Source organism: Ramlibacter sp. (assembly GCF_013697775.1).
Classification (GTDB): Bacteria; Pseudomonadota; Gammaproteobacteria; order Burkholderiales; family Burkholderiaceae_C; genus Ramlibacter.
Genome location: NZ_JACCWG010000476.1, coordinates 1 through 10,225, shown reverse-complemented (window position 1 = coordinate 10,225; position 10,225 = coordinate 1). Strand labels below are relative to the sequence as shown.

11 protein-coding genes and 1 pseudogene are annotated in these 10,225 nt (G+C 69.4%); 5 read left to right on the top strand and 7 right to left on the bottom strand.

Annotated features, from left to right (window positions below; genetic code table 11):
* The 4 genes from H0U68_RS24240 to H0U68_RS24225 form a co-directional block, all read right to left on the bottom strand.
* A partial coding sequence (locus H0U68_RS24240) for a multifunctional CCA addition/repair protein (RefSeq protein ID WP_296359586.1) occupies positions 1 to 1,105 on the bottom strand: 1,105 nt, incomplete at its 3' end.
* Between the two features lie 26 nt (positions 1,106 to 1,131).
* Positions 1,132 to 2,031 (bottom strand): 4-hydroxy-tetrahydrodipicolinate synthase, encoded by a 900-nt coding sequence (gene dapA, locus H0U68_RS24235; RefSeq protein ID WP_296359585.1) that lies wholly within the window; start codon positions 2,029 to 2,031, stop codon positions 1,132 to 1,134.
* Positions 2,022 to 2,708: a glutathione S-transferase family protein gene (locus H0U68_RS24230; RefSeq protein ID WP_296359582.1), complete on the bottom strand. Its 687-nt coding sequence runs from the start codon at positions 2,706 to 2,708 to the stop codon at positions 2,022 to 2,024. Before H0U68_RS24230 ends, dapA begins: the two co-directional genes overlap by 10 nt.
* 83 nt (positions 2,709 to 2,791) lie before the next feature.
* Positions 2,792 to 4,780 (bottom strand): lytic transglycosylase domain-containing protein, encoded by a 1,989-nt coding sequence (locus H0U68_RS24225; protein WP_296359580.1) that lies wholly within the window; start codon positions 4,778 to 4,780, stop codon positions 2,792 to 2,794.
* Positions 4,781 to 4,789: 9 nt separating this feature from the next.
* On the opposite strand from H0U68_RS24225, the gene H0U68_RS24220 reads away from it, so the two are divergent.
* Positions 4,790 to 5,377 carry a 5-formyltetrahydrofolate cyclo-ligase gene (locus H0U68_RS24220; protein ID WP_296359579.1) on the top strand — a complete coding sequence of 196 codons (588 nt, stop codon included), beginning with the start codon at positions 4,790 to 4,792 and terminating at the stop codon, positions 5,375 to 5,377.
* Between the two features lie 36 nt (positions 5,378 to 5,413).
* Here H0U68_RS24220 and H0U68_RS24215 read toward each other — a convergent pair whose 3' ends face one another.
* Positions 5,414 to 6,397, bottom strand: coding sequence for a LysR substrate-binding domain-containing protein (locus tag H0U68_RS24215; RefSeq protein ID WP_296359577.1), 984 nt, complete (start codon positions 6,395 to 6,397; stop codon positions 5,414 to 5,416).
* Positions 6,398 to 6,533: 136 nt separating this feature from the next.
* Between H0U68_RS24215 and H0U68_RS24210 the strand changes: the two genes are divergently transcribed.
* Positions 6,534 to 7,055, top strand: coding sequence for a DUF2917 domain-containing protein (locus H0U68_RS24210; protein ID WP_296359575.1), 522 nt, complete (start codon positions 6,534 to 6,536; stop codon positions 7,053 to 7,055).
* A gap of 17 nt (positions 7,056 to 7,072) precedes the next feature.
* On the opposite strand, the pseudogene H0U68_RS24205 reads toward H0U68_RS24210, so the two are convergent.
* Positions 7,073 to 7,264, bottom strand: a pseudogene (locus tag H0U68_RS24205) (TfoX/Sxy family protein); the annotation flags it as partial.
* A 120-nt stretch (positions 7,265 to 7,384) separates the two neighbouring features.
* On the opposite strand from H0U68_RS24205, the gene H0U68_RS24200 reads away from it, so the two are divergent.
* From H0U68_RS24200 to H0U68_RS24190, 3 genes are all read left to right on the top strand, one after another.
* A complete protein-coding gene (locus H0U68_RS24200; RefSeq protein WP_296359573.1) occupies positions 7,385 to 7,999 on the top strand; it encodes a TetR/AcrR family transcriptional regulator in 615 nt (204 codons plus the stop codon).
* 52 nt (positions 8,000 to 8,051) lie between these two features.
* On the top strand, positions 8,052 to 9,041 hold the full coding sequence (locus H0U68_RS24195) for an MBL fold metallo-hydrolase (RefSeq protein WP_296359571.1): 990 nt from the start codon (positions 8,052 to 8,054) through the stop codon (positions 9,039 to 9,041).
* Positions 9,042 to 9,151: 110 nt separating this feature from the next.
* Positions 9,152 to 9,454, top strand: coding sequence for a hypothetical protein (locus H0U68_RS24190; protein ID WP_296359570.1), 303 nt, complete (start codon positions 9,152 to 9,154; stop codon positions 9,452 to 9,454).
* Between the two features lie 77 nt (positions 9,455 to 9,531).
* Here H0U68_RS24190 and H0U68_RS24185 read toward each other — a convergent pair.
* On the bottom strand, positions 9,532 to 10,225 hold a 694-nt coding region (locus H0U68_RS24185), incomplete at its 5' end, for a hypothetical protein (protein WP_296359568.1).

Here is a 10,225-nt window from a genome sequence, read left to right as displayed (position 1 = left end):
GCGCGGCCCGCAGCGCCTGCATCAGCCGCTCGCGCTGCGGGTAGGGCCGCTCCTCCAGGCCGAGCCGCCCGCGCGCATCGCATTCGCAGGCCAGCAGCACCTGCTCGAAACGCTGCGGCTTGCGCAGCGCGTCGCAGCGCTCCAGCAGGCGCACCACCGCCGCCGGGCCGAATTCGCCGCTGCGGTGCACGTTGCCGTGCTCGCGCGCCACCACCTCGGCCAGCTCGCGGCAATCCACCGGCACGCGCAGGCGCTCGCACACCTCGCGCGCCAGCGCCACGCTGCGGTCTTCATGGCCCAGGTGCCGGGGCAGGATGTCTTCGAGCGTGGTGCCCTTGCCCAGGTCGTGCATCAGGCAGGCGAAGCGCACCGGCAGCGGCGCCTCCAGCCGCGCCGCCATGTCCAGCACCATCATCAGGTGCACGCCGGTGTCCACCTCGGGGTGGTGCGCGGCTGGCTGCGGCACGCCCCACAGCCGGTCGACTTCGGGCAGCAGCCGCGCCAGCGCGCCGCAGGCGCGCAGCACGTCGAACATGCGCGAGGGCCGCGCCTCCACCAGGCCGCGCGCCAGTTCCTGCCACACCCGCTCGGGCACCAGCGCATCGACCTCGCCGTCGGCCACCATGTCGCGCATCAGCTGCACGGTGTCGGGCGCGACGCTGAACTCGGTGTAGCGCGCGGCGAAGCGCGCCACCCGCAGGATGCGCACCGGGTCTTCGCGAAACGCATCGGTCACGTGGCGCAGCAGCCGCGCCCGCAGGTCGGCCTGGCCGCCGAACGGGTCGGTGATGGCGCCCGCGTCGTCGCGCGCCATGGCGTTGATGGTCAAGTCGCGCCGGGCCAGGTCCTCTTCGAGCGTGACGTCGGGCGCGGCGTGGAAGCTGAAGCCGTGGTAGCCGCGCGCGGTCTTGCGCTCGGTGCGCGCCAGCGCATAAGCGTCGCGTGTTTCGGGGTGCAGGAACACCGGGAAGTCGCGGCCGACCGGCAGGAAGCCGGCGTCGATCATGTCCTGCGGCGTGGCGCCCACCACCACCCAGTCGCGGTCGTGGACTGGCAGGCCCAGCAGCGCATCGCGCACCGCACCGCCGACGATGAAGGCTTGCATCCAGCGAGTTTAGCGTTGCTAAATCCCTAACCAGCGGTGTTCAGCTTGTCCCACACCGCGCGGGCCCGCTCCTCCACGCCTGCCAGCGCGGGCGGCAGTGGCAGCCGGCAGTCGCCCACCGGCATGTCCAGCGTGCGCAGCATCGCCTTGATCGCCATCGAGAACACCGCTTCGTCGCTGTTGACGAAGCGGAAGGATTCGATCAGCCGCGCCTGGATGGCGCGCGCGCCGTCGACGTCGCCGCGCTGGAAGGCGGCGATCATTCGCTGGAACTGCGGGCCGGTCCAGTGCGTGGTGGTGCCCACCACGCCGACGGCGCCCATCGCCAGCAGCGGAAGGGTGTAGGTGTCGTCGCCGGAATACAGGTCGAAATGGGCGCCGGCCTGCGCCACCAGCGCGGCGGCGGCCGGCGGGTCGGCCGTGGCGTCCTTGAAGGCGAGGATGTTGGGCACCTCGCGGAACAGGCGCAGCAGCACGTCTTCGGCGACGCGGCGCCCGGTGCGCAGCGGCACGTCGTACAGCATCACCGGCAGCCGCGTGGCGGCGGCCACCGCGCGGAAATGCGCCTCGATGCCGGCCTGCGGCGGGCGGCTGTAGTAGGGGGCCACCACGATCACGCCGGCCGCGCCCAAGCCTTCTGCCTCGCGCGTGAGTTCGATGCTGTGCCGCGTGTCGTTGCTGCCGGTGCCGGCCACCACGGGAATGGTCACGGCCTCGCTCACCGCGCGCACCAAGTCGCGCCGCTCGGCGTCGCTGAGCGTGCCACCTTCGCCGGTGGTGGCCGCGATCACCAGCCCGTCGTTGCCCCGTTCGGCCAGCCAGCGCGCGAGCCGCTGCGCGGCATCCAGGTCGAGTTTTCCTTGCGCGTCGAAGGGCGTGACCATGGCGCTCATCACGGCGCCGAAATAGCGGGGCTTCAGCGGCATGTGCGGTACGGCTCCTCGAAGTCCAGGAACTGCTTTTCGGCCAGCGCCTCGTCGATCCAGGCTTTCACGCCGGGCAGCGCGCAGACGCGGCGGATGTAGTCGGTGACGTGGCCGGGCACCGGCAGGCCGAAGTTCTTCAGCCGGATGCACACCGGCGCGAAGTAGGCGTCGGCGGCGCTGAATTCGCCGAACAGCATGGGGCCCTTGTGCTGCTCCAGCAGCTCGGTCCACATGGCGACGATGCGCTGCACGTCGCCGCGCACGGCCGGCTTGTCGCGCCAGATCAGCGCGCCGGCCTGCGTGAGGTTGGCTTCCACGTTCATGCCGCAGGCCCCGCGCAGCGCGCTGAAGCCCGCATGCATCTCGGCGCAGACGCTGCGGGCGCGGGCGCGCGCCTTCGCGTCCTGCGGCCAGATGCGGTGCTGGGGAAAGCGCTCGGCGATGTATTCCGCGATGGCCAGCGTGTCCCACACCGTGAAGCCGTCGTCCACCAGCACGGGCAGGCGGCCGGTGGGATTGATCTTGCGCACGGTCTCCTTGAATGCCGAGTCGGCGCCGAAGCCGCCCTCGAACGACACCTTGCGTTCCTCGAACGGGATGCCGGCCTGTTTCAGCAGCACCCAGGGGCGCATGGACCAGGACGAATAATTCTTGTTGCCGATGTAAAGAGCGAGCATGGGTTCCTCTGAAGTGCCCGGATGCTAGCGGCCCCCCGGCCGGCGATTGATGAAAAACAACGCGACCATTGATGCCGATGCGCTCAAGGCAGTTCGCCGTTCGGCGCGGGCTGCGCGGCGTCGCGCGGGCCGACCGCGCCCATGCGCGCCTTCAGCGACTGCGGCTGGCCGGTGAGCATCGCGGAGTAGAGGGTGGCGTTGGACACCACCTTCTTCACGTAGTCGCGCGTCTCGTTGAAGGGCACCGTTTCTGCCCAGGCCGCGCCTTCCATCGGCGGGCCGTTGCGCCAGGCGCGCGGCCGGCTCGGGCCGGCGTTGTAGGCGGCGGCGGCCATCGGCTGCGAGCCGGCGAAATCGTCCAGTACCAGCTTGAGGTAACCGGTGCCGATGGCGATGTTGGTCTCGCGCTCGCCCAGCTGTTCGGGCGTGAAGGCGGTCAGGCCGATCTTGCGTGCCGTCCAGCGGGCGGTGGCCGGCATCACCTGCATCAGCCCGGAGGCGCCCACGCTGGAGCGCGCGTCCATCACGAAGCGGCTTTCCTGGCGGATCAGGCCGTACACATAGGCCGGGTCCAGCCCGATCGATGTCGCGCGGCGCACCACGCTGTCGCGGAACGGCATGGGGAAGCGCTGCTCGGCGTCGAACTCCGCCCGGGTGCGCTCGCTGGTGTTGATGCAGCGGTCCCACACCTCGCGCTCGCAGGCGAACCGCGCCGCGGCCAGCAGCTCGCGGTCGGTCAGGCCGCCCGGCTTGGACAGGTTGGTGCCGTAGTTCCACTCGCGCACGCCTTCGGAGCGCAGGCCGATGGCGATGGCGTACAGCGCCCGCGTGAGGATCGGGTTGAGCCGCGCCGACTGCGTCTCGATGTCGCTGGGCGGCGCCGGCTTGGCCGGCACGGTGACCTTTTGTCCCAGCTCCTCCAGCGCCAGCTGCTCGTAGAAGCCGCGCGCCGAGGCGATGGAGATGAACATGCGCTGCGCTTGCGGCCGCTGCGCCTCGCCGCCGGTGGCGAGCAGGGCGCGCGCCTTCCAGTAGATCCAGGTGGGCTCCTGCTTGGCCTCGTCGCTCATGGCGTTGACGGCCTGCAGGATCATCGGCCAGGCGGGGCGCGGGCTGGCGCGCAGCGCGGCGCGCACCTTCCAGCCCAGCAGGTCGTCGCTCAGGTGGCTGTCTCGCTCGATCTTCGCGAAGTAGCCGGCGGCGTCGCTGCTCATGCGCTGCGCGGCTTGGCGGCCGATGGCGGCCCAGATCCAGTCGCGCTCCTCGGCGTTGAGCTGCGGTCCCCATTTGCTGTCCAGCTGGAGCGCGGCGCTCTCCGGCTCGGTGGTGGCCAGCTTGATGAGGGCCAGGCCGATGATCTCGCGGCGCGCGCGCGAGGCGGCCACCACGCCGCCAGCGAGGAACCTGGCCGGGCCGGCGTTCATTTCGTTGTACTGGGCCACGGCGTCGGGCGCGACGATCTCCACCGCCGCGGCGGCGGCGCGCGGCCGGTTGGCTTCGGTGGCCTGGCGCGCCTTACGCCAGGCGTCGGCCTGCGTGAGCAGGCGGCTGCCGATGCCCGGGCCGATCATGCGGCTGGCCGCCAGCGTGCAGGCGTCGTCGGCTTCGCGCTGCGCGAGCCACAGCCGCCGCACTTCCTCGGCCACCGCGGGCTGCGTGGCCGGGCCGTCGCGCAGGAACTGCACCAGGAGGGCGTAGCAGCGCACGTCGCGGTCGTCGTTCATGCGAAAGCGTGGGTACTCTTCGGCGAAGGCGTCCCACTGGCGGCGTTGGCCCAGCAGCAGCAGCCAGTCGTTGCGCAGCCGGTCCTCCTGGTAGCTGCCGGGGTAGCGCAGCAGGAACTCCTGCACCTCCTGCGCGGTGGCGGTGTCCAGCCGCGCACGCAGTTCCCAGTAGGCGGCCCAGGGTTCCAGCGCATGGCCGCGGGCCTGCGGCAGCAGCTGGGCGAGCTGCAGGCGGTTGCCTTGCCGGAAGGCCTGGCTCATCTGCAGGATGACCTCGTCACGCGGCTGGGCCTTGGCGCAGCCGGTGAGCGCGACCGCGATCAATGCCAAAATCGTTCTCAACTTCATCGGGGAATTATGGACAGGTCGGAAGAAAAAAGGGCCTTGCGCAAACTTCTCGTCGAGCAGCGGCTGAACATGCCCGACCGCGCCGAGCGTGCCGAGCTGCTGCAGCGTGTCATGCGCATCTGGCTGGTGGGCCGCTCCGACACCGTGATCGGCGCCTATTGGCCGATCAAGGGCGAGTTCGATCCATTGCCGGCCCTGCACCGCTGGAAGGAAGACGGCGAGCTGCTGGACAAGACGCAGCTGCGGCGCATCGGCCTGCCGGTGGTGGACAAGGTGCATGGGACCTTGAAGTTCCACGCCTGGTTCCCCGGCTGCCCGATGGAAGAGGACGCCTACAGCATCCCCAAGCCCAAGGACACCGAGGTGATCGTGCCCACGCTTCTGTTCGTGCCCTGCGTGGGCTACGGCGCGGGCGGCTTCCGGCTGGGCTATGGCGGCGGCTTCTACGACCGCACGCTGGTGGAATTGAAGCCCAAGCCTTTCACGGTGGGGCTGGGATACGCGAACGGCTTCCTGGAGGAGCTGGAACCCGAGGACCACGACGTCAACCTCGACGCCATCCTGAACGAACTGGGCGTGGCTTGGCCGATCGGATAGTTCACTTTGAAATCGCTGCGCGAGCGGCGAAGTGAATCAATCCACCTCGGTCAATGTTTCAGGATCCGGGATCTCGCCCACGTTCTGCCGCGTGATCTTGCTCTGCTGCATCAGCCATTCGCAGAACTCGCGGATCTCCTGGCGCTGGCCGCTGCGCGGGCCGACGACCAGCCAGTAGGCCATCGGCGAATCCATGCGCATGCGCGGCAGCGGCTCGATCAGGTCGCCGTTGGCCAGGCTCTCGGCGATGAGCGGCAGGCGCGCCAGCACCACGCCCTGGCCGGTGAGCGCGGCCTGCACCATCTGGTAGGCGTAGTTGAAATACAGCCAGCGCTTGGGCTGCAGCTTGCTCAGGCCGAGTTCGTCGAACCAGCGCCGCCAGGTCAGCCACTCCAGGTGCGAGCTGTGCGCGTCGCCCGCCTCGATGACCGCGAAGTGCACCATGTCGGCCGGCGTCTTCAGCGGTGGGCTGCTTTTCAGCAGCCAGGGGCTGGCCACCGGCGTCAGCTGCTCGCCGAACAGGCGGATGGCCTGCGGCGGCATGGTGGCCATCGGCCCGTAGCGCAGCGCCAGGTCCACGTCGGCGATGTCCAGGTCGAGCGTGGCATCGCTCGCGTCGATGCGGATGTCGATCTCCGGGTGGTCGCGCTGGAATTGCTCCAGCCGCGGAATCAGCCACAGCGATGCGAACGAGGCGAAGGTGGTCAGCGACACCGCGCGCCGGCCGGCGCTCTGGCGGATCTGGCGCACCGCGTTGTCGATGCGCGGCAGCGATTGCGACACCGCCGTCAGCAGCTGCGCGCCCGCGCTGGTGAGCTCCACCGCGCGGGTGTGGCGCAAAAACAGGCTCACGCCGACTTCTTCTTCCAGCGACTGGATCTGCCGGCTCACGGCCGACTGGGTGAGCGCCATTTCCTCGGCGGCGGCGCGAAAGTTCAGGTGCCGCGCCACGGCCTCGAAGGCCCGCAGGTGGCCGGCCGAGATCGGCCGCGTGCGCAGATGGGTCTGGGAGTACTGCATGAAGATGGCAGGGGTGTGTCGGGCAGGGTTTGATTGATGCGAATACGGAATCAATAGAGTACCTGCATTTCATTGGACTGCCAAGCGTGCATCGCCGATCATTCCATTCCGAAAACGTCATATTTGGAGAAATCAAATGACCGCCCATTCCCTGACACGGACTTCTTCCGCCACCGCTGCCGCTCCTTCGCTGCCGGGCACCTGGAAGCTGGGCGCAGGCCGGGCGATCAGCCTGCAGCCCGCGCAGGACGGCGCGCTGCGCGTCGCGCACGGCTGCGTGTGGGCCACTTTCGACGGGCCGCACGGCGGGCCGGCCAACGACCTGGGCGACCACGTCGTCGGCAGCGGCACCACCATGCAGGTGCATGCCAACCAGCGGCTGGTGCTGCAGGCCTGGGACGACCGCCGGCCGGCGTATTTCAGCTGGGAGCCGGCGCCGGGCGCCGCGCACGCCGCGTCGGCCGACGTGCAGGCCGAGGTGCTTCAGCCCTTGGCCGACTTGCGCGCCGCGCTGGCCTTGGGAACCGGGGCCGTCGGGCGTTTGGCCGGTGGCGTGGTCCATTGGGCCTGGGCCCTGGTGGCGCCGCGCGGGCGTTTGGCCGATTGCGCCCTCAATGCGCATTCCAAGGCCGGCCGCGCCCACTGCGCCATGAGCTGAGGCGATTCGAGCGCGTCCGCGGGCGCCGTGTAGTAGCCCATGCTGCGCGCTTCGCCCTGCATCGGATAGGTGAAGCGGGCGCAGCCGGCCGCCTCGAATAGCCCGCGCGTGGCGTCGTCGGCCTTCAGCCACAGCGTCTCGCCCGCGCCCAGGTCCGCCACCAGCGCGAAGGTGAGGCCTCCGGTGGAAATGCCCCAGCCTCCGAACATGCGGCGGGCAAGGCACGGACCCACGGCGGGGGCCAGCAGTTCGCAGCAGTAGCGAACGAAGGAATCGTCGGAGCGCGGCATGCGCCGGACCTTACCACCGCGCCCGCGATAATCGTGGCCATGGCGCGGCCCAAGTCCTCCCAACACGAACTGCGGCGCGACCAGATCCTGGACGCGGCCGCGCAGTGCTTCGCCCAGCGCAGCTACCCGGCGGCCAGCATGAACGACATCGCGGCGGCGGTGGGTACCTCCAAGGCGCGGCTGTACCACTACTACGAGAGCAAGGAAGCGATCCTGTTCGACCTGCTGGAGCGCTACACGCAGCGCCTGCTGTCGCTGATCGGGCAGGTGGAGGCCACGGCGCAGCGGCGCAATATGGACGACCGCGCGGCGCTGCACGAACTGGTGCGCACTTTCCTCGCGGAATACGAGCATTCGGCCACCCGGCACATCGCGCTGCTGCATGGCGCGGCGTTCCTGAACGACACCCAGCGCGAACAGATCCTGGACCGCCAGCGCGACATCGTGTCGGCCGTCACGCGCTTTCTGCGCCGCGCCTACCCGCGCCGGCTCAATCCGGGCAACCAGGCGGCCATCACCATGATGCTGTTCGGCATGATCAACTGGACCTTCACCTGGCTGCGCCCCGGCGGGCCGATGAGCTATGCAGCCTTCGCCGAGGAGGTGATTGCCATGCTGGAGCGGGGGCTGATTGGTCCATTCAACAATGCGTAATTGATTTCGATAGGTAGAATTGGCGATTGTCCGATCCGCAGGAGATGCGTCCATGAGCAAAGCTTTCGCCAGCCAGGCCGACCTGGCCGACAAGAAGATCACTTTCCAGCAACTCTCGCCGCATTGCTGGGCGTACACGGCGGAGGGCGACCCGAACTCCGGCGTGATCATCGGCGAGAAATTCATCATGGTCAGCGACTGCACCGCCACGCCGGCGATGGCGCGCGACCTGATCGCCCGCATCCGCGAGGTGAGCGACAAGCCGATCAAGTACGTGCTGCTGACGCACTACCACGCGGTGCGTGTGCTGGGCGCGAGCGCCTACTTCGCCGAAGGCGCGAGCGAGATCATCGCCAGCCAGGGCACCTACGAACTGATCGTGGAGCGCGGCAAGGAAGACATGCAGTCGGAGATGGAGCGCTTCCCGCGCCTGTTCCGCAATGCCGAATCGGTGCCCGGCCTGACTTGGCCCACGCTGGTGATCGCCGGCGGCGACCCGATGCGCGGCGAGGCGCCCGGCAAGCTGGTGGTGGACCTGGGCGGCGTGAAGGTGCAGATCTGGTCGCCCGGCCCTGGCCACACGCGCGGCGACACCATCGCCTGGGTGGAAGAGGAAAAGGTGCTGTTCTCCGGCGACCTGGTGGAGTTCGAAGCCGGCGTCTACACCGGCGACGCGCAGCTGGAGGAATGGCCGGCCACGCTGCAGGCATTGCGCGCCCTGGGTGCCGAAGCCATCGTCCCGGGCCGCGGCGAGGCCATGCGCGGTGCCGCCGACGTGAACCGCGCGCTGGACTACACCCAGCTGTGGGTGGAAACGCTGTACCGCTGCGGCAAGGAAGCGGCCGCCGCCAACATGGACCTGAAGGCGGCCATGGCGCACACGCGCAAGTCGATGGACCCGATCTTCGGCCAGGTGTTCATTTACGAGCATTGCCTGCCGTTCGACGTGAGCCGCGCCTTCGACGAGGCGCGCGGCATCAAGAACCCGCGCATCTGGACGGCCGAGCGCGACCAGGACATGTGGACGGCCCTGCAGGCGTAGGCTGGCGCCGACAACAGGGTCTGGGCGCGGACGACATGCCGCGCCCAGCGCGCTCCTTAAGCTGAGGAATTGGCATGCCTTCGCATGCCACACCAGCAGAGGAGCCAGACATGCCCGACAAGTCCCAGCAGCAACAGCAACCGTCCCGCAGCACCAGCCAGAGCCAGCAGCAGGCCGGCTCCACCGATTTCCAATCCAAGCCCGCCGCGCAGCAGGGCGACCAGCCGCAAGGCCAGCAGGAAATGGGCGAAGGCAGCTACGAGGCGACGCGCGACTACCAGAAGAACATCAAGGACTACCTGGACAAGGCCGACGTGAATTCGGACGCCGAAAAGGCCAAGCCCCGTTCCGAGCAGGAAGCGCGCGAGCTGGAGCAGGCCGAGCGCGAAGGCAAGTCGCACTCCAAAGAGTAATCACTCTGAAATCGCTGCACGATTTCAGAGTGGCTGATTGGGGCGAAGCGGCCCGGCGGAGCCGGTTCAACGAAAGATCAGGCGGCGGATGATGCCTGTGCTGCTGCCCTGCGGCTTGCCGCCAGTGCCGCGAGCGCGAGCATGCTGAGCAACGCGGCCAAAGCAACGACGCCGCCCGCATCCAGCGTTGCCCCGCTGGCCAGCGGCCCCAGCATGCCGCCTGCCGTGTAACCGGTGATCACTGCCGCCGTGCCGCCCGCCGTCGGGCGGTCGGTGAACACGTGGGCCACGCGGATGATGCTGAGCGTGTAGAGCGCGCCGCCCACGCCGCCCCAGATCCAGCCTACAGACCACAGCAGCCATGGCGCCTTCACGGCGAATGCCAGCGCCGCGCTCGCTACCAGCAGCAGCAGCGAAGCGCCGCGAAAGATGGCGCCCAGCCGGAAATGATCCGCCGCCCAGCCCGCCGGGTACTGCAGCAGGAAGCTGCCGACGCCGATGGCGCCGGCCACGCTGGCGGCGGCGCTCAGGCTCAGGCCCAGTCCCGCCGCATGCGCCGCGCTCACGGCACTCAGGCCGGCTTCGAACACGCCGCCCGCGAACGCCATGAAGGCCAGCAGCGGCACGTCGCGCAGCGCATGCCAGGTGCCGGACTGCGCCTGTGCCTGCGGCTCGCGCGTGGCGCGCACCGGCACGCTGAAGGCAATGGCGCAGCACACCGCCACGGCCGCCGCGCCGGCCCACAGCACGCCGTTCGCGCCGGCGCCCGTC

Coding starts and splice junctions, on each gene's coding strand:
- dapA (WP_296359585.1), bottom strand. CDS start 2,031: ATGCCGCTGAAGCCCCGCTATTTCGGCGCCGTGATGAGCGCCATGGTC.
- H0U68_RS24225 (WP_296359580.1), bottom strand. CDS start 4,780: ATGAAGTTGAGAACGATTTTGGCATTGATCGCGGTCGCGCTCACCGGC.
- H0U68_RS24210 (WP_296359575.1), top strand. CDS start 6,534: ATGACCGCCCATTCCCTGACACGGACTTCTTCCGCCACCGCTGCCGCT.
- H0U68_RS24195 (WP_296359571.1), top strand. CDS start 8,052: ATGAGCAAAGCTTTCGCCAGCCAGGCCGACCTGGCCGACAAGAAGATC.
- H0U68_RS24220 (WP_296359579.1), top strand. CDS start 4,790: ATGGACAGGTCGGAAGAAAAAAGGGCCTTGCGCAAACTTCTCGTCGAG.
- H0U68_RS24200 (WP_296359573.1), top strand. CDS start 7,385: ATGGCGCGGCCCAAGTCCTCCCAACACGAACTGCGGCGCGACCAGATC.
- H0U68_RS24215 (WP_296359577.1), bottom strand. CDS start 6,397: ATGCAGTACTCCCAGACCCATCTGCGCACGCGGCCGATCTCGGCCGGC.
- H0U68_RS24190 (WP_296359570.1), top strand. CDS start 9,152: ATGCCCGACAAGTCCCAGCAGCAACAGCAACCGTCCCGCAGCACCAGC.
- H0U68_RS24230 (WP_296359582.1), bottom strand. CDS start 2,708: ATGCTCGCTCTTTACATCGGCAACAAGAATTATTCGTCCTGGTCCATG.